Below are 18,190 nucleotides of genomic sequence, written 5' to 3'. Positions count from 1 at the left end.
CAAAATGACTCCAGATGAGTTTTACTATGACCAGCTACCACAACAAAATAAGGTAGCTTAACTAGAGCAGAGTATCACTTATAAATAAGCTTTTAGTTGTTCAAACATGTGGGACCACCTCTATAGTGTTAGTCGCGTTTATCGTTATAAGAATAAAAATTTACGCAAAAACGTAAAAAACCGGAAATTAAAAGAGATCTTAAGCCAGTTTTTTAAATACATGAACTATCTTGTTTCCCATTGTCCATCTACCTCAATATTCACTTTTTCTCCTATACCACCGAATGCTTTTTTCATTCCAAAATCACTGCGATTCACCACCGCTTTAGATTCAACATCTAAAAGTTGTGGATTGGCTGTATTGGGTTTTAAAACTGTATCAAGGGTTACCGGCTTGGTGATACCGCGCAAGGTCAAATCCCCTTTTATACTGTAGTGATTATCGCCTAAAGCTATAAATTCATGACTGTTAAAAGTCGCAGTGGGGTATTTTTCTACATAAAATAAATCCTCTCCCAAGATCATATCTCTCAGTGAAGGCATGCTCAAGCTTACGCTGTTTACGTCCATGACAAACTGGGCTGAGGCATTTTGTGGTGCTGCTGAATCAAAACTCATACTGGACTGAACCTGCTCAAATTTCCCTTTTACGATAGAAAAACCCATCGACTTCACATCAAATCCCACATAAGTTTGTGGAGTAAATGTCCATTCCTGTGCATTTACATCCGCAACGAGACTCAAATTAATTGCACCAGTAATAAAGACACTTTTCAACGTGGTTTGGATATTCATCTGATCCACTCCTAGGTCGTTGCAATTTCTTGCTCCGACTTAAAAGCTTACTAAGATTTTTCAAGATTGGTTTTATCTTGTGTCAGGTATTTGTGCTGCAATTGTTGATAAGTAGACGTGTTCTGAAATTTGTGTAAAAACTCACTGGTGCCCAGTGGAAAAGCAGATTCGATAATTTCACCACGATAATACGCTTCACGCAGCGGGGTCGCTGAAATTGCCCCAACCAGGCTAGCAAGTTCCACCATCTCCCACTCTGGAAAAAGTTGCAGATAGTATGAAGATTCATCCTTAAAATGACCAATTAAACCCACTTTAGCTTCTGGCTCTACCACTTCTGACACAAGGGATTTCACCAGTTTTTGCCATTTTTCATCATTATACACATCAACCACATGAACAAACTTGATTCGCTTTTGGTCTGCTGCTGAAAAGTTGGACAAAATCATCTGTTCACGTTCAGAAGCACTAAACGGATTTTTAATATTGCGTTCATTTTGCGCAGAACCCAATGCCAAAATCACATTCTGACTTTGCTCTAATGCAATTTTAATCGTTTGCATATGTGCCAGATGAAAAGGCTGAAAGCGACCAATGAAAACCAGATAATCAAATGTATAGTTCATAACAGATCAAATTTTTGATGACTCGTGAGTTGTGCCGCCTAAATAAATATGCGACATAATAAACCTCATAAAATCAAATTAAGTTTTAAAGCAAGGATAGTACGATGACACTGAGCTGTATTCAACAACCTCATGAACATTTGGATGCGAATTTGGAAAATGGCGTACTGACCTTAGCCATTAATCGACCAAAAGCAAAAAATGCATTATATGGCGAATTATACCTCTGGATTGCCAAAGCTCTGGATGAAGCTGATCAAAATAAAGATGTCCGTGTAGTGATTTTACGTGGTGCCGATGCTGACTTCAGCGCGGGTAATGACATGCTGGACTTCATGAAGTTTATTCAAACTCCACTTGCCGGGAAAGCTGGAGATGCACCTCCATTTGTAGTATTAAAATCTGCTGCGAAATTTTCTAAACCTTTAATTGCCGCGGTTCGCGGTGTAGCCATTGGTATTGGGGTTACTATACTTTTACACTGTGATTTGGTTTATAGCGACAACACTGCCCTATTCCAGATTCCATTTGTGAGTTTGGGTCTATCTCCTGAAGGTGCTTCGAGCAAGCTGCTTATTCAGCAAGCCGGTTACCACAAAGCCGCCGAGCTGCTATTCACGGCGCAGAAATTTAACAGTGAAAAAGCCCTCAGTGCTGGTTTGGTGAATAGTATTGAAAAAGATGTGTATGCGACTGCATTGAAACAAGCGCAAACTTTGGCAGCGCTTCCATTGGCTTCAATTAAGCAAACCAAAGCTTTAATGAAACATAACTTGCAGGAAATTCTCGACTGTGTAGATGATGAAGCTGAAATCTTTATGAAGCGTGTGTCTTCGCCAGAGATGGCTGAAGCAGTGGCTGCATTTATGCAAAAGCGTAAGCCAGATTTTGCACAATTTAATTAATTTTTTTATCATTAAATAAAAAAACCACTGAATAGTGACATTGTTCAGTGGTTTTATGCGTTTTAATAGATCTAAATTTCAAGCTTTAAAATCTGAGTGAATAGAGATGACCGATTCAAACAAAACCAAAACTGAAAAGCAACGTTATTTTGAGCCAGCCCCGACAGATATTGATGTCGAAAACTTTAAAAAAGTCGTGCAAAGCCGTCGTTCTGTACGTAAATTCACTAAAAAACCCATTCCTGCCGAAGTACTGGATGATTGTTTAGACCTTGCCTTGCTTGCACCAAACTCATCCAATTTACAGCCATGGACCTTTTATGTGGTCCAAAACCCTGCCAAAAAGAAACAGCTGGTCAAAGCCTGTTTAAGTCAATTGGCAGCAAAAACAGCTTCGGAGCTGATTGTTTGTATCGCGCGTACTGACCGTATTGATGAAATGGCGAAAAAGAATATCAGTGACTTCCCATTTCCTGAAGCGCCAAAAGCACTAAAGCAGTACTACCGCTTTATTCCATATAACTATAAAACCGGTTACTTCAATGCTATTGGCAACTTTAAAAAAGTAGCTTTCAAAGTTGCACGTACCTTAGATAAACAATTACCTGTTACTGCATTCAACCCTGCAGATGCGAAACTATGGGCAACTAAGACCACAGCACTGGCTTGTGAAAATCTGGTTTTGGCTTTACGCGCTTATGGTTTTGACAGCTGTATGATGGAAGGTTTTGACGAACCTATGGTGCGTAAAATTCTAAACCTGAATGATCAGCAATATCCGGTGATGGTAATTGGTGCAGGTGAACGTGCAGTAGATGGCGTGTTCTTCCCGCAGTATCGTTTTGAGCGTGAGTTGTTTGTTCAGAAGGTTTAAGTTTAAGATTTGTATTTATAGAAATTAAATACCTTAATCTGATAGATATGTTGTGACATGGATGTCACGTAATTTACTCTTTATTTGCTAAGGTCTGTAATGGGAGATAGATCTCAACCGAATCAAAGCCAATTACAAAACAGCACTTACCTTTAAAGCAGGAAGTTGGATTAAAAGAAAAATGAAAAAATTAATACTGTTAGTGAACTTAGTTATTACTATAGTTTTATCAGGTTGTTCAGTTATACCAATGAAAAATTCCATATCATTTCAGATAAATGATCACTTAAAAGGACAGGACGTTGTTTACAAAAACAACTGGCCTGAATGTGGCAATTTATCGGGCACACCAGATGCGATAAAAAAGCAAAAATATATTACAACCTATAGTCGCTGTAAGGTTTCTCCTGAAGGTTATGTGCCTAAACAAATTATTATTGAATATGCGCCTTGGTTGACAATGGAACAAGTACAAAAAACATTAGGAGAGTATCCTCAAAAGGCCTTAAGTGACATAGTACTAGGCTTTGCTACAGAAAAAGAGAAAAATGAACTTGAAATATGGAATAGAAAACAACAAGAACTTATAGAAAAAATCCCAGCCACAGCATGGAAACAGATTGTACTTACCCCGCCTAAAGAGGTGAAAAAATACAAGTATCAAGTCCCTGAAGGTAAAGGCAACCGTAGCCGCGGTAAAGAGATTCATTACCTCATTTCCCCGAATCCCGATGGTAGCTACGACATAAAAACCAAATTGTACTGGGTCTCAAAATATCACAAATTCTGGAATTAAACTTCTATAGGTAATGCGACCACAACAGATGAAGCTATCTAAATTACACACGACTTCAACCGAATCAAAGCCAATTAAAAACAGCACTTATCTTTAAAAAGCAGTAAGTTGGATTAAAAGAAAAATGAAAAAAATATTAATAATGAGTAGTTTATTTATTCTAAGTGGCTGTCAAGCAACGGCGCCCCTTATGAAGAATAGTATCACTTTTGTCGTAGGACCTTCCGACTTTGAGCATAACTTTGTTTTTAAAAACAACTGGCCATTGTGTGGTAATTTTTATGATAGCGATGGAAATATGCCTGTAAAAAGAAAAACTAAATATTTAATACAGATAACACTTGCAAAGTATCCCCGGATGGTTACGTCCCTGAACAAATTATTATTGAATATGCACCGTGGTTAACTTATGAAGAGCAACAAAAAATACCTGAACTGAAAGGAAAAAAAGTCATAATTACTGGTGATAGAGTAACCCCTTATGGTATTACAAAAGATGCATTTCTAGGTAAGGACGAAAATGCTCTTAAATACAATTCAACCATTCTTAAGAAAAATATTGAATCTGCTATCGACAAACTCCCCTCTAGTGCATGGAAACAGATTGTAATTACCCCGTCTAAAGAGGTGAAAAAATATAAATATCAAGTTCCTGAAGGTAAAGGTAGTCGTAGTCGAGGCAAAGAGATCCATTATCTCATTTCTCTTCATCCCGATGGTAGCTACGATATAAAAACCAAATTGTACTGGGTCTCAAAATATCAAAAATTCTGGAATTAAACTTCTAGTAGGTAGTGCGGCTAGAGATAATGAAATTATTCAAATCATAAATTATCTTAACTGGATCAAAACTCATTACGGGACAGCATTAACCTTTATATCTAAGACAAGAGTTTATAATGATCAAACTCATTAAATTAAGCATAATTACTTAATATCTACCATCTGTATAAACTCAAACGCTGGCTCTTCATAAGGATGGCTGGCCCTAAGCGCTTTTGCCACATTGGATGCTTGATCTTCAGGAACAATGGTTTCTACACGCCACTCCTCAACATTTTCAAGTTCTCCGACTTCTCCAATAAACGGATTGGCCCCTTTCACTGGTTTAAACTGGCCTGTACCCAAAACCTGCCAGGCACAATGCTCATAGTTACCTATCCCCCCCGCACCTGCTTCAAATACAGCGAGTTTGGTTGATTCCAGATGAGATTCGGGAACGTAGTAGATTAATTTAAGCATTCCGGTATTTCTCTAAATTCATTGATTGTTATAGTAATACTACATACGCACGCATCTCTCTGTATGATTTATTACTTATTCAAAAATAATAAAAATCTAAATAGATATAGTTACAAGTAGCTATTACTTTTCGTGACATTTCTCTTACAGTTCAATCTTTTACACTGTTCAAAAAACACTCTATTTTAAAAACAAGATTTAATTTTACAAATTCGAGATGAAGTTTTTTAATTCACCTCTCGATCCTAACAACAATATTTTCATTACACCCAAAGTCATTCTAATAAAACAGTGCAATAAGTTATCTTGCTATTTCCAGATAGCCTTTACTGTTTCTCTGACTTTGATCTGGTGTAAGCAACTGGAGAAAATAAATGCTATTCATCATCAGTGTGCTTATTCAATTTTTTACAATCTGGGCAGTTTTCTTTTTTGGGTTGAGCCGTAATACCGGGGCAATTACCACCATTATCGTTGCAGTAGTCACTGCCTTTATTAGCGCATGGTCGCTGATTTTTGGTATTCCGCTCATCTTCATCAGTTTAATTGTGATGATTGATTCATTACGAATGGCATTGATTACTAAACCTGCCTATAAGGCTCTGGCGAATGCCATGCCAACAATGAGCACCACTGAGCGCGAAGCTTTGGATGCAGGCACCAGCTGGTGGGAAAAAGACCTGTTTATGGGAGCACCCGACTGGTCCAAATTTGAAAGCTATCCTTATCCTACACTTTCTCCAGAAGAACAATCTTTTTTAGATCATGAGGTCGAGCAGTTATGCAGCATGCTAAATGACTGGAATATTCATCATCACTATAAAGACTTGCCGCCTGAAGCCTGGACTTATATTCGTGAAAATGGTTTTTTAGGTCTGATTATTCCCAAAGAATATGGCGGACGTGCCTTTAGTTCATTTGCGCAAAGCCGGATTATGAGCAAAATTGCCTCTCGCTCATTGACCGCTGCCGTGAGTTGTATGGTACCCAACTCTTTAGGACCGGGCGAATTGCTTCTGCATTATGGGACTGAAGAACAAAAAAACCGATATTTACCTGGTTTGGCTAAAGGTGAAGAAACCCCCTGTTTTGGTCTTACCAGTCCTGAAGCCGGTTCCGATGCCGGTGCAATTCCGGATACTGGAGTTGTCTGTTATGGCGAATTTGAAGGTCAGCAAGTGCTTGGCCTACGCATGAATTTTTCCAAACGCTGGATTACCCTTGCTCCAATTGCAACCGTGATTGGTCTGGCTTTTAAACTGTATGATCCAGATGGATTATTGGGTGATACAAACAAGATGGAATATGGCATTACCTGTGCCTTGATTCCTGCCAGTCATGAGGGCGTAAAAGTGGGAGCACGGCACAATCCCGGTTCCCCTTTTATGAACGGAACAGTAGATGGCAAGGATGTATTCATTCCACTGGACTGGATTATTGGTGGTGCTGAAAATATTGGTAAAGGCTGGCGCATGCTAATGGAATGTCTGGCAGTCGGTCGTGGTATTTCCTTACCGGCATTATCGACCGCTGCAAGTGAAGTAACGTATTTGACCGTAGGTGCCTTTGCCAAGATCCGTCAGCAATTCAAGATTTCAGTCGGCAAATTTGAAGGTGTGCAAGAAGCGACCAGTGCTATTGCCAGTGATACCTATATGCTGGAAGCTTTCCGATATTTGGTTACTTGTGGTTTGGGTGGTGTTTCAAAAAGTATGCTGAAAAAAACAGGTTGGATTTTGATAAAATAGGGAAATGCAAATAACACTACAAATCAAATGCCCAACCTGTCTGAGTGGCAATATAAAGAAAAATGGTTGCAAAGTGGATGGGAAGCAAAACTATCAGTGCAAAGACTGTAAACGTCAGTTTATTGGTGACCATGCCTTAAGCTATCAAGGGTGTAACTCAGGTATTACTAGCAAGATATTACACTTAATGGTCAGAGGTAGTGGTGTAAGAGATATTGCAGAGGTTGAGTGCATCAGTGTTGGTAAGGTTTTACGCACTTTAAGTCAATCGACCTATCAGATTCAGCCTAAACAAAGCTATTACGAGTCTCTTGAAGTAGATGAGTTTTGGACTTTTGTAGGCAATAAACAAAACAAACAATGGCTTATTTACGCTTACCATCGAGAAACAGGTGAGATTGTTGCTTATGTTTGGGGCAAGAGAGATTTAGCTACAGTCCAACGACTTAAGGCTAAACTTAAAACATTGGGTGTTCAATACACTCGAATTGCGAGTGATCTGTGGGACAGTTTTGTCACTGCTTTTAAAAATTATAAGCAAGCGATTGGTAAGTTTTTTACTGTAGGTATTGAAGGTAATAACTGCAAAATAAGACATCGAATTAGGCGTGGGTTTAGGAGGAGTTGTAATTTTTCGAAAAAGCTTGAAAACCATTTTAAAGCCTTCGATTTAACCTTCTTTTACATCAATAATGGGTTCATTTAATGCCAGCATACTTTTTAAAACACCACCGTGGTTTGAACCAAGGCGGCAAACCTGCAGTCATGACCGCAATGGCAAAATACTACGCCACTGAAACCATGCGCCGCGTCGTCAATCACGGGATGGATGTAGTTGGTGGTCGTGCCATTCAAATGGGACCACGCAACTTTTTAGCACTTTATTATCAAACTATTCCCGTGTCGATTACCGTTGAAGGAGCCAATATCCTCAGTCGTTCCTTAATGATTTTTGGTCAGGGTTCGATGCGTTGTCATCCTTATCTGTTTGAGGAATTGCAACTGCTACAAGCTAAGGATAAAGAAACTGCCTTAAATACCTTTAACGATATGCTGTTCAAACATTTAGGCTATACCTTTAACCGGACTGCACGCGCCTTTGCTTATGGCTATATCGGTGGCTCATCAGATGCACCAAAAAGTGCAGATGACTTTACTCACCCCTACTATAAGATGATTAACCGTTTAAGTACTAACTTTGCACTAACTGCAGATATGTGTTTAGGCTTACTTGCGGGAGATATTAAACGTAAAGAAATGCTTTCGGGTCGCTTGGCAGATATTCATGCCAACCTGTTTATCAGCACTGCCATTCTTAAATATTATGAACATGGTAAAAAAACGGAAGCTGAACAGGTTCATGCCAAACTGGCCTTGGAAAAATCACTATTTAATGTGCAGGAAGCTTTTTATGGTCTGTTTGATAACTTCCCTGTCGGCATTGCGGCTGGCTTAGTGAAATTCATCTGCTTCCCGCTCGGTCGTCCTGTTAATAAACCAAGCGATGCGTTGAAACAACAGGCTGGCGAGATCATTATGCAGGACAATGCTTTCCGCGATGAACTGAAAAAACACGTGTTCTATAACACAGCAGAAGATGATGTTACTGGCCGTATGGAATCGACCTTTAACATGTTACTTGAGTTAGAGCCGCTTTGGGACAAGTTCAAGAAAGCCGAATCGAAAGGTCAGTTTAAAGGTTTAACTTTTGATGAACGTATTAGGGATGCGGTAGAAACAGGTTTTATCACTCAACAGGAAGCATCCAGTCTACTGACCTATAATGCAAAACGTTACGACAGTATGCTGACCGATGTTTTTGATTCTGAGCTTGATCAAGCTTTGGAACTAGAAAATCCTTATAATAATGAGGAAGAATCCGCACCTATGCCTGATCCAAAACAGCAAGAACCGTTAGCACCATAAAAATCTTAGAAATAAAAAACGGCTTGTTGAGGCCGTTTTTTTATAGTTACAATTCTAGTAAGTTACTGAATCTGATTATTTAAACTTTACCGAAGTTTAGTTATGATCTTTTCAGTCATAATTACCTAGAAGAAAGATGAGCTGTGTCTAATAAACAAAATATTAATGAAATAGCCTTATCAACTGCAGAAAATATTGCTGATGAGTTAATTTTTAAATCAGCAACAACATTTGTTGAAGATTTAGCTAAATCAGTTCCTTTGGCTTCAATGGCCCTCGCATTAACAAAGGCAATATCGAACTATAAAACAGCAAAAGATCAACGCCAGTTATTAGCTTTTATTCAAGAAACTCAAAATACTGATCGAAGCTTTATAGAAAAATTCTTTAAAGATAAAAACAACACTGAATTAGGTTTCGAAATTCTAGGAATTCTTGACCAAACTTATTTAGAAAAGCAAGCTAAGATGATTGCTCGTTCCACGAAACTATTTAAGGATCAAATAATTTCAAAGCAACAATTTGATCAATATACTTATATAGTTACTAAGCTAAATAATCATCTTATAAACCTTTTACAGGAACTTTATTTTCTAAAAACTAATAACGAAGATCAAGAATTCGAGTTTGATATTTCTAATCCCAATATGGAATTGGTTAGTTTTGGTTTTTTAAAGGAAGTATCCTCTCCTCTTTATCCTGGAGCTACTCAAATTGCTCGATTTAAAAGAACAGATAGTTTTTATTATTTTTACAAAAACATTTTCAAAGACTAAATCACATGACTAGCGACATGGATGTCGCACGTTTGGTAGGGATATAAGGACGTATCCTCTACCAAACAAAGCATTTTTGTTACTTTTAATGCTTTAAAAGTAAAAGAATCAAAATATACAGCACAAAAAAACCACCTCACGGTGGCTTTTTCAATTTAAGAATTTTGAAGCAAATAGCTACCGATCAAGAACAACATTTGCAACCCAACGACTGCCATAAAAAACATCCAGCCTTTCTTACGTAAAGTCGCTTTATCAACATTTGTATATGTCACAGTTTTTAGCATTGTGTCACCTCACTTAGAGATTCAATCCTGAACTTATATTTAGTGAAGCATCTTTCCTCTATATTGCATCATCATTGTGCATAAAACACACAAATATTGTTTCACTCCAATATAAAAGCAAAATCCAAACCAAGTCCAGCGGGAGAAATAAAATTAAATAAAAAATATATACAAAATAAAAAAGCCACCCGAAGGTGGCTTTTTTCAAAACACTTCAGAATTAACCAATGAACTTACGTGCATTGCGGAACATGCGTAACCATGCACCATCTTCAGTCCATTCTTCAGGTTTCCAAGAATGCTGAACTGCACGGAAGTTACGTTCAGGGTGCGGCATCATAATCGTTGCACGACCGTCCATAGACGTCACACCAGTAATCGCTTCCGGTGAACCGTTCGGGTTCAATGGATATTGCTGTGTAGGATTACCGAAGCTGTCTACATAACGTAGGCTGACTTGATTACCTGCATTTAATGCAGCAATTTTGTCTTCAGTTGCAACAACACGACCTTCACCATGCGCAACTGCGATTGGTAAAATCGAACCTTCCATACCATCTAACAGGATCGAGTGAGATTTTTCTACACGTACGTTAACCGCACGCGCTTCAAAAACTTCAGAAGTGTTGCGGTGGAAACGTGGCCAAGCTTCAGCACCCGGAATCAGCGGAGCCAATTGCGACAACATTTGACAACCGTTACAGATACCCAATGAGAAGGTTTCTTGACGATTAAAGAATTTCTCAAATTGATCACGAAGTTTAGGGTTGAATAGAACCGATTTAGCCCAACCACCACCTGCACCCATGACGTCACCATAAGAGAAACCACCACAAGTCACCAGACCTTCAAAGTCATCCAGGCTAATACGACCCGCAATCAAATCACTCATGTGAACATCGACAGTGTTGAAACCAACTTTGTCGAATGCCGCAGCCATTTCAATATGACCATTTACACCTTGTTCACGCAAGATCACCATATTTGGACGACGTGAATTAATAAACGGCGCTTCAACTGGTTCATTCAAGTCAAATGTCGGCTGTGCAATGATGCCTTTGTGATTCTTGTCTGTGATTAAAGCAAACTCAGAATCCGCAGTTTCCACGTTGTCACGCAGGCGTTGGATTTGGTGAGACACTTCAGTCCAAGCCACTTGCAAGTCAGCACGTTCAAGGACTAAACCATTGATAGACAATTGATCCGTGTTGTTTACACGACCAACAACGCTAATTGCATCTTTCAATACTGATTCAGCAACTTCAGCTTGTAGTGCTTCCCAATCGCTTGCTGCGATTTGAAGTACCGCACCAATTTCTTCAGCAAATAAAGCTTCAGTCGATTGATCTTCAAGTGCTACACCTAAACGTGAAGCAAACATCATCTCTGCAACAGTCGCAAGTAAACCACCATCACCAATGTCATGGTAAGCCTTCACTAAGCCACGGTTGTTCCAGTCTTGTACTAAAGCGAAGAATGCTTTGAAGTCATCGAAGCTGTCTACGTCAGGCGTTACAGAACCAATGGCTTTGTAAACCTGAGCCAAGATCGAACCGCCTAAACGGAACTGACCTTTAGACAAGTCAATGCGAACCAATACTGAATCTTCATCTTTCAATTCAGGTGTTAATGTTTTACGCACATCACCGACGGGTGCAAATGCTGTAATCACACCTGTCATTGGTGAAGTGACTGCTTTGTCTTCGCCTTCGTCGTTCCAGGTAGTACGCATAGACAATGAGTCTTTACCCACTGGAATCGCGATACCCAAGGCTGGACACATTTCCATACCAATGGCTTTAACACCTTCAAATAGCGCTTGGTCTTCGCCTTTTTGACCGGCAGCCGCCATCCAGTTCGCAGACAATTTAATATCGCTGATCTGTTCGATGTTGGCACACATGATGTTTGAAATCGATTCAGCCACAGCCAAACGTGCAGAAGCCGCAGGATTGAGCAATGCAACAGGAGGACGCTCACCCATCGCCATTGCTTCACCTGTATAACCTACAAGGCTTGTAGTGGTCACTGCAGCATCCGCTACAGGAACTTGCCAACGACCCACCATTTGGTCACGTGCAACCATACCGGTAATCGAACGGTCACCAATGGTGATCAGGAACGATTTAGACGCAACGGTTGGGTTTTTCAGAACTCGGAAGATCGCATCTTTTAGATCAACATTTGCAGCAGTGAAGTCATCGCCTTTACGTTCAATGGTTTCATATGAACGGCTCATGCGAGGTGTACCACCCAGCATGACTTGCATTGGCATATCCACGGCTTTGTTACCAAACAATGGATCTTCAACTGTCAAGTGACGTGCTTCAGTCGCTTCACCCAACACGGCAAACGGACAGCGTTCACGGGCACAGATCGATTCAAAGAGTTCTAATGAAGATGGACGAATCGCCAATACATAACGTTCTTGCGCTTCATTTGACCAGATTTCCATTGGAGACATGCCTGGCTCTAATGAAGGAATCTTACGAAGATTCAAGACTGCACCAAGTTCGTGATCGTTCACGAGTTCAGGCATGGCATTCGATACACCGCCTGCACCTACGTCATGTACAGATACGATTGGGTTGTTATCTTCAAAGCGCCAGCAAGTATCAATCACTTCTTGGCAACGGCGTTCCATTTCTGGGTTTTCACGTTGTACAGATGCGAAATCGAGGTTTTCACCGAGTTTACCGCTATCTACAGAAGATGCTGCGCCACCGCCTAAGCCGATCAGCATTGCAGGACCACCCAGCACGATCAACAAGTCGCCCGGTTGAATTGGATCTTTTTCTACATGGTCAGGACGGATGTTACCGTAACCGCCGGCAATCATAATGGGTTTGTGGAAACCTTTTACATCGCCATTGACGTTTTGTTCGAAAGTACGGAAGTAACCATTTAAGGCAGGACGACCAAATTCGTTATTAAACGCAGCGCCACCTAAAGGACCATCAATCATGATCTGGAGTGGAGATGCCATACGCGATGGTTTGCCGTAGTTGTCTTCCCAAGGTTGTTCAAACCCAGGAATATTCAAGTTAGACACGGTGAAACCTGTTAAACCCGCTTTTGGTTTACCGCCACGACCTGTTGCGCCTTCATCACGAATTTCACCACCTGAACCTGTCGCTGCACCGGCAAATGGTGCAATCGCTGTTGGATGGTTATGGGTTTCCACTTTCATGAGAATATGAGCAGCCTGGCTCTTGTATTTATAAACGTGGTGACCGTTTTCATCCGGTTTTGGATAGAAACGTTGTGTGTCATAACCCACGATTACAGAGGCATTGTCTTTATATGCTGACAATACATCTGCAGGAGATTCTTTATAGGTATTTTTAATCATCTGGAACAATGACAATGGTTGTTTTTCACCATCAATTGTCCATTCTGAACCGAAGATTTTATGACGGCAATGCTCAGAGTTTGCTTGAGCAAACATCATCAGCTCGATGTCATGTGGGTTACGACCCATCTTGGTAAATGCTGCAGTTAAGTAGTCGATTTCTTCATCAGACAATGCAAAACCAAATTCAGAGTTGGCTTTAACCAGTGCTTCTTTACCTTGACCTAAAATATCAATGCTATTTAAAGGTTTTGGTTCAGTCTCGTTAAATAAAGCAACGGCATCATCAATTTGACTGAAAACGCTTTCAGTCATGCGGTCATGCAATGCCAGTTTCACTTCATTCGATATTTCAGAAATACCCTTTAAAGTAAACAAAACACCGCGTTCAAGGCGGTGTATCGGGGTATTACAATTGGCAAAAATATCAGTCGCTTTAGAAGACCACGGAGAGATTGTCCCTAAACGCGGTGTTACAAGAACTTGAATTTCATCACTTGCTGCTTGGCGAACTTCAAAAGACGCACCGTCATTTAATAGTTGTAATGCAGATTGATGCTGCTGCTCGTTGAGCGCTTGATCAAACAGATAAATCCATTGACTTTCAATTGATTGAACAGAACTCATTGACGCTAAACGGTTTAAGAGTTGAGTTTTCTTAAAAGAAGAGTGTGCTGGTGCACCGGCCACGATAAACATGCTGATTTTGGCTCCACGGGCAGGTCTTTTGGACCATACCGCCAATGTGACTTAGAGAGAGCGCATATTCTACTGTGTATTGGCAAAATCAGCTAGATAGAAATTCACGAATGTGGCATCTATTCATGTAAGAATAATGAAGAATACTTTAATTTTCAGTTAAAAATTTTGAATTTTATCTCTATCGAATTCTTTAGCATCTTGTTTCTAAATGTTATTTACAATTCGTAGAGTGATTGCCTAGCAAGGGTTTTCAGCAGATGAACCTCTGCCTCTGCTACAATTTTAAGTGATTGCGGATCAACCTGATCAAGACTATCACCAGCACTGAAATAACACAGCGAAAACTCAAGCACATCATCTTTCATTTGTTCATTAAATAGAATAATAGAAGTCTAAGTCCGCATTATTCTCAGAGTTTGAACCAGCATGATCAATGCGATTTAAAAACATTCAGGAAACACGAAGCATCCCCTGACCGTTTATGTTCTCTATTCACAAGACAAATCATGTCGCACCACTCTAGTCTGTTCGGCTTTTTTTTGGCATGATGATTTCAGGTCATCACTGAATAATGATAAATGGAACAAATGCGTTGGTTAGAACTACTTTCGACAGTTCGTATTGGTAGCAAAAAACAAAGTACAGAACAGGCACGTAGCCCCTTTCATAAAGATTATGACCGCATTATTTTCTCGCAAAGTTTTCGTCAACTCAACCGTAAAACCCAAGTTCATCCGCTGACACAGCACGACGGTATTCATACCCGTTTAACCCATTCGCTGGAAGTATCCTGTATTGGTCGTTCACTCGGCATGCTTGCGGCTGAAAAAATTAAAGATCAACTGCCAGTGTGGATTTCTCCTGCCGATGTCGGGGCGATCATTCAGGCAGCGTGTTTAGCCCATGATATTGGCAATCCACCTTTTGGACATGCCGGTGAATATGCCATTCGCGAATGGTTTGATGATGCTTCACATGGCAACTTTTTAGAAAAACTCACCCCTGAAGAACAAGCCGATGTACGCCAGTTTGAAGGCAATGCCCAAGGTTTACGCTTACTAACCAAAATTGACTATCATCCTAATGATGGTGGCATGCGCTTAACTTACGCAACCTTAGGGGCTTACTTAAAGTACCCATGGCTGTCCAAAACCATTGCCTCACAAGGAGACCGCCCTGCCAGTCAACGTGCAAAGTTTGGTTGTTATCAATCCGAAAAAGAGATTTTGAAGCAAATTGCCGAGCAGCTCGGTTTAATTCAGCTGGGTGAATATCACTATTGCCGTCATCCACTGACCTATTTATTAGAGGCAGCAGATGACACCTGTTATGCCCTGATTGATCTTGAAGATGGCATTATCTTAAACATGCTCTCTTATGAAGAAGTGGAGCCTATTTTCCTGAACTTAATTGGTGATTATGGCATTCCTGAAGAATTGGCCATGTTGCACACCACTTGGCAACAAAAGATTGCTGCCTTAAGGGGACGAGTGATGAAACGCTTGGTAGATGAAGTCACTACCGCATTTGCCAAACATCATCTGGAAATTTTGAGTGGTCAGCTTAAAGGCAGCTTATTGCAATATTGTTCTGAGGATATTGAACGTGGCATTGACCGAGCGAAGAACTTGGCACGTGACAAAATTTTTGAACATCCGCAAAAAGCCGGTTTGGAAATTATTGCCCATCAAAGTTTGCAAAATATTTTGGATGCCTTTATTCCTTTGACCACGCCGCATAAAACTTTAAGTTTTAAGGAACAGCGATTGATGTCCATGCTGCAACGTGCTGGAGTCTATTTTGAGAGTAATCACTATGAAAATATTATGCAGGTCTTGGATATTATTTCTAAATTTTCAGACCATCAGGCCTATAACCTATCGCAAGAGTTACAAGGCAACAAAGCCGGCTGGATGTAAAGATTTTGCAGATATTCAGGCGAAACTTTCTGCAAAATTTAAATAAATATGCGTGCGCATTTTGCCTTTCGTGCAAATGCTCACTACTATGCAACGAACGATAGATAAGTGAAAAAATCAAAATGATTGGATGTCTCATTGGTGAAGTATTTGCTTTAGAAGCACCGACAGTACTGTTAAATGTAAATGGCGTGGGCTATGAAGTGGATACCCCACTTTCTACATTTTGCCAATTACACAAAGGACAAAAAGTAACGCTATGGACGCATTTAACCGTACGTGAAGATGCACAATTGCTTTATGGCTTTTTAGATGCACAAGAGAAAACCATTTTCCGTACACTTCTGAAAGTCAACGGCGTTGGTCCTAAAATGGCGCTCGGTATTTTATCGACTTTAAGCATCGACTTACTCATTCACACCGTTGAAAATGAAGACCTGAATACACTGGTTAAAGTTCCGGGTGTCGGTAAAAAGACTGCTGAACGTCTCATGATTGAACTACGGGATCGCTTTAAAGCCATGTCTTCAGGCAATGTTCCGACCAATTCAACAGCGCCACAAATTCAGTTTATGGGGAATTCAGCGGTTGCTGAAGCAGAAGCAGCTTTACAATCACTAGGTTATAAACCTTTAGAAGCTCAAAAACTGATTAATGCTGTGAAAGGTGATTACACCGAAGCCGGTGATATTATCCGTGCTGCATTAAAATCGATGAATAAATAACTTGTAGTTAATTTACTCATTCAAATTTTAGATACACGATTGGCGACATGGATGTCGCCGAGTTGGATTGGGATATATCCTCAATCCAACAAAAGATTTTTGTTACTTTTTATCTTTCAAAAGTAAATACTGCCTACGCAAAGGCAAAATGAGTTCGAGAGATTTTTTGAGGCTGTGAATTTATCCAGCTCAAATCAACCATTTAGGGATAGATTCAACAAATATGCAAGACCGTCTCATCAGTGGTTCTGAAAAACCCGAAGATCATTTTGATCGTGCCATTCGCCCGACTTCACTGGATGACTATGTTGGTCAGCCGGTGGTACGCGAGCAAATGGAGATCTTTATTGGCGCAGCACGTGGTCGTGGTGAAGCACTCGATCACACTTTAATTTTTGGTCCACCGGGTTTAGGTAAAACCACGCTGGCCAATATTATCGCGCGAGAAATGGGCGGTAATTTAAAATCCACTTCAGGTCCTGTACTGGAACGTGCCGGCGATTTGGCAGCCATGCTGACCAATCTTGAAGAAGGTGATGTTTTATTTATTGATGAAATCCACCGTCTTTCACCAGTGATTGAAGAAATTCTGTATCCGGCAATGGAAGATTACCAACTCGATATCATGATTGGTGAAGGACCGGGTGCACGTTCGATTAAACTGGATTTACCGCCATTTACCTTAGTGGCTGCAACGACGCGTGCAGGCTTACTGACCTCTCCACTGCGTGACCGTTTTGGTATTGTGCAGCGCTTAGAGTTTTATTCAGTGGCTGACCTGACTCATATTGTGTCACGCTCAGCATCGTTAATGGATGTTCCCATGACTGCTGATGGTGCAAAAGAAATTGCCCGTCGTGCACGTGGTACACCGCGTATTGCCAACCGTTTACTACGTCGTGTACGTGACTATGCTCAAGTCAAAGGCACAGGTGAAGTTAATCAGGATATGGCGCAACGTGCGCTGGATATGTTGAAAGTCGATAAAGATGGTTTGGACACTTTAGACCGTCGTTACTTGAGCATGTTGTTAGAACGATTTGATGGTGGTCCTGCCGGTGTGGAAGCCTTGGCAGCCGCGATGGCTGAAGATTCGGGTACATTAGAAGATGTGATTGAACCGTATCTGATTCAGCAAGGCTATACCATGCGTACTGCACGAGGCCGTATTGCCACCAATATGGCGTATTTGCAGTTTGGGATGACTCCGCCAGAGCCGAAAGAGAAGTGATAAAAAAGCAGCCTAGGCTGCTTTTATTATTTTCATTTTGCAGTAACTTATTTATTTCCGAAAATACCAGTAAATTTTTTCCATAAATTTCTTCCACTTCTATAGATAAGACTTCTATTTTTATATATTTTTTCTGTAAATCAAGTATTTCCATTTTCAAAGAATTCGCGGATTCAAATACCAAGTGCGACACATTTGTATTTAGTTGAAAAAGTTAGGTGTATTAGAATCATTAGACTTTTTCAACTCGCAATTGGAAAGCACACAATGAAGCAATACACCCAAC

At 40.3% G+C, this 18,190-nt stretch carries 14 protein-coding genes and 3 pseudogenes; 11 read left to right on the top strand and 6 right to left on the bottom strand.

Going from position 1 to position 18,190, the window contains the following annotated elements; genetic code table 11:
* Nucleotides 1-225: 225 nt before the first annotated feature.
* Complete coding sequence (locus tag HLH16_RS10840) at nucleotides 226-795, bottom strand: YceI family protein (RefSeq protein ID WP_171529341.1); 570 nt, start codon at nucleotides 793-795, stop codon at nucleotides 226-228.
* A 50-nt stretch (nucleotides 796-845) separates the two neighbouring features.
* On the bottom strand, nucleotides 846-1,421 hold the full coding sequence (locus tag HLH16_RS10835) for a nicotinate-nicotinamide nucleotide adenylyltransferase (RefSeq protein ID WP_171529340.1): 576 nt from the start codon (nucleotides 1,419-1,421) through the stop codon (nucleotides 846-848).
* Nucleotides 1,422-1,525: 104 nt separating this feature from the next.
* Here HLH16_RS10835 and HLH16_RS10830 point away from each other — a divergent pair, with 104 nt between their 5' ends.
* The 4 genes and pseudogenes from HLH16_RS10830 to HLH16_RS16005 all read left to right on the top strand — a co-directional run bounded on the left by HLH16_RS10830 (nucleotide 1,526) and on the right by HLH16_RS16005 (nucleotide 4,776).
* A complete protein-coding gene (locus HLH16_RS10830) occupies nucleotides 1,526-2,326 on the top strand; it encodes an enoyl-CoA hydratase (protein WP_171529339.1) in 801 nt (266 codons plus the stop codon).
* Between the two features lie 106 nt (nucleotides 2,327-2,432).
* On the top strand, nucleotides 2,433-3,200 hold the full coding sequence (locus HLH16_RS10825; RefSeq protein ID WP_171529338.1) for a nitroreductase family protein: 768 nt from the start codon (nucleotides 2,433-2,435) through the stop codon (nucleotides 3,198-3,200).
* Between the two features lie 181 nt (nucleotides 3,201-3,381).
* Nucleotides 3,382-3,996 (top strand): hypothetical protein, encoded by a 615-nt coding sequence (locus HLH16_RS10820; RefSeq protein ID WP_171529337.1) that lies wholly within the window; start codon nucleotides 3,382-3,384, stop codon nucleotides 3,994-3,996.
* 190 nt (nucleotides 3,997-4,186) lie between these two features.
* Nucleotides 4,187-4,776 (top strand): annotated as a pseudogene (locus tag HLH16_RS16005) (hypothetical protein).
* Nucleotides 4,777-4,923: 147 nt separating this feature from the next.
* Here the strand turns inward: HLH16_RS16005 and HLH16_RS10815 are convergent.
* Nucleotides 4,924-5,238, bottom strand: a complete 315-nt coding sequence (locus tag HLH16_RS10815; protein WP_171529336.1) for a YqfO family protein — start codon at nucleotides 5,236-5,238, stop codon at nucleotides 4,924-4,926.
* Between the two features lie 374 nt (nucleotides 5,239-5,612).
* On the opposite strand from HLH16_RS10815, the pseudogene HLH16_RS10810 reads away from it, so the two are divergent.
* From HLH16_RS10810 to HLH16_RS10795, 4 genes and pseudogenes are all read left to right on the top strand, one after another.
* Nucleotides 5,613-6,932: pseudogene (locus tag HLH16_RS10810) on the top strand (acyl-CoA dehydrogenase); the annotation flags it as partial.
* Nucleotides 6,933-6,990: 58 nt separating this feature from the next.
* A complete protein-coding gene (locus HLH16_RS10805) occupies nucleotides 6,991-7,692 on the top strand; it encodes an IS1 family transposase (RefSeq protein ID WP_171529335.1) in 702 nt (233 codons plus the stop codon).
* A 5-nt stretch (nucleotides 7,693-7,697) separates the two neighbouring features.
* A pseudogene (locus HLH16_RS10800) lies at nucleotides 7,698-8,912 on the top strand (acyl-CoA dehydrogenase domain-containing protein); the annotation flags it as partial.
* Nucleotides 8,913-9,055: 143 nt separating this feature from the next.
* Entirely contained in the window at nucleotides 9,056-9,688 is a 633-nt protein-coding gene (locus tag HLH16_RS10795) for a hypothetical protein (RefSeq protein WP_171529334.1), read from the top strand.
* Between the two features lie 155 nt (nucleotides 9,689-9,843).
* Here HLH16_RS10795 and HLH16_RS15870 read toward each other — a convergent pair whose 3' ends face one another.
* From HLH16_RS15870 to HLH16_RS10785, 3 genes are all read right to left on the bottom strand, one after another.
* On the bottom strand, nucleotides 9,844-9,975 hold the full coding sequence (locus tag HLH16_RS15870) for a KGW motif small protein (protein WP_252151816.1): 132 nt from the start codon (nucleotides 9,973-9,975) through the stop codon (nucleotides 9,844-9,846).
* 220 nt (nucleotides 9,976-10,195) lie between these two features.
* Nucleotides 10,196-14,026, bottom strand: a complete 3,831-nt coding sequence (gene purL / locus HLH16_RS10790) for a phosphoribosylformylglycinamidine synthase (RefSeq protein ID WP_171529333.1) — start codon at nucleotides 14,024-14,026, stop codon at nucleotides 10,196-10,198.
* A 218-nt stretch (nucleotides 14,027-14,244) separates the two neighbouring features.
* A complete protein-coding gene (locus tag HLH16_RS10785; protein ID WP_171529332.1) occupies nucleotides 14,245-14,394 on the bottom strand; it encodes a hypothetical protein in 150 nt (49 codons plus the stop codon).
* Between the two features lie 213 nt (nucleotides 14,395-14,607).
* On the opposite strand from HLH16_RS10785, the gene HLH16_RS10780 reads away from it, so the two are divergent.
* The 3 genes from HLH16_RS10780 (at nucleotide 14,608) to ruvB (ending at nucleotide 17,904) form a co-directional block, all read left to right on the top strand.
* Nucleotides 14,608-15,948, top strand: a complete 1,341-nt coding sequence (locus HLH16_RS10780) for a deoxyguanosinetriphosphate triphosphohydrolase (RefSeq protein WP_171529331.1) — start codon at nucleotides 14,608-14,610, stop codon at nucleotides 15,946-15,948.
* Between the two features lie 122 nt (nucleotides 15,949-16,070).
* On the top strand, nucleotides 16,071-16,673 hold the full coding sequence (ruvA, locus tag HLH16_RS10775; RefSeq protein ID WP_131291355.1) for a Holliday junction branch migration protein RuvA: 603 nt from the start codon (nucleotides 16,071-16,073) through the stop codon (nucleotides 16,671-16,673).
* 223 nt (nucleotides 16,674-16,896) lie between these two features.
* The gene (ruvB, locus tag HLH16_RS10770; protein ID WP_171529330.1) at nucleotides 16,897-17,904 is read left to right on the top strand and encodes a Holliday junction branch migration DNA helicase RuvB; all 1,008 of its coding nucleotides are present in this window, start codon (nucleotides 16,897-16,899) and stop codon (nucleotides 17,902-17,904) included.
* Nucleotides 17,905-18,190 lie beyond the last annotated feature (286 nt).

The sequence above is a fragment of the Acinetobacter sp. ANC 5378 genome (assembly GCF_013004315.1).
Taxonomy (GTDB): domain Bacteria; phylum Pseudomonadota; class Gammaproteobacteria; order Pseudomonadales; family Moraxellaceae; genus Acinetobacter.
The sequence above is the reverse complement of the archived record's forward strand: the minus strand, read 5'-3'. Positions and strand labels throughout refer to the sequence as shown.

Excerpts from the sequence above, each read along its gene's own strand:
- HLH16_RS10840 (WP_171529341.1), bottom strand. The coding sequence starts at position 795 with ATGAATATCCAAACCACGTTGAAAAGTGTCTTTATTACTGGTGCAATT.
- HLH16_RS10835 (WP_171529340.1), bottom strand. The coding sequence starts at position 1,421 with ATGAACTATACATTTGATTATCTGGTTTTCATTGGTCGCTTTCAGCCT.
- HLH16_RS10830 (WP_171529339.1), top strand. The coding sequence starts at position 1,526 with ATGACACTGAGCTGTATTCAACAACCTCATGAACATTTGGATGCGAAT.
- HLH16_RS10825 (WP_171529338.1), top strand. The coding sequence starts at position 2,433 with ATGACCGATTCAAACAAAACCAAAACTGAAAAGCAACGTTATTTTGAG.
- HLH16_RS10820 (WP_171529337.1), top strand. The coding sequence starts at position 3,382 with ATGAAAAAATTAATACTGTTAGTGAACTTAGTTATTACTATAGTTTTA.
- HLH16_RS10815 (WP_171529336.1), bottom strand. The coding sequence starts at position 5,238 with ATGCTTAAATTAATCTACTACGTTCCCGAATCTCATCTGGAATCAACC.
- HLH16_RS10805 (WP_171529335.1), top strand. The coding sequence starts at position 6,991 with ATGCAAATAACACTACAAATCAAATGCCCAACCTGTCTGAGTGGCAAT.
- HLH16_RS15870 (WP_252151816.1), bottom strand. The coding sequence starts at position 9,975 with ATGCTAAAAACTGTGACATATACAAATGTTGATAAAGCGACTTTACGT.
- purL (WP_171529333.1), bottom strand. The coding sequence starts at position 14,026 with ATGTTTATCGTGGCCGGTGCACCAGCACACTCTTCTTTTAAGAAAACT.
- HLH16_RS10785 (WP_171529332.1), bottom strand. The coding sequence starts at position 14,394 with ATGAAAGATGATGTGCTTGAGTTTTCGCTGTGTTATTTCAGTGCTGGT.
- HLH16_RS10780 (WP_171529331.1), top strand. The coding sequence starts at position 14,608 with ATGGAACAAATGCGTTGGTTAGAACTACTTTCGACAGTTCGTATTGGT.
- ruvA (WP_131291355.1), top strand. The coding sequence starts at position 16,071 with ATGATTGGATGTCTCATTGGTGAAGTATTTGCTTTAGAAGCACCGACA.
- ruvB (WP_171529330.1), top strand. The coding sequence starts at position 16,897 with ATGCAAGACCGTCTCATCAGTGGTTCTGAAAAACCCGAAGATCATTTT.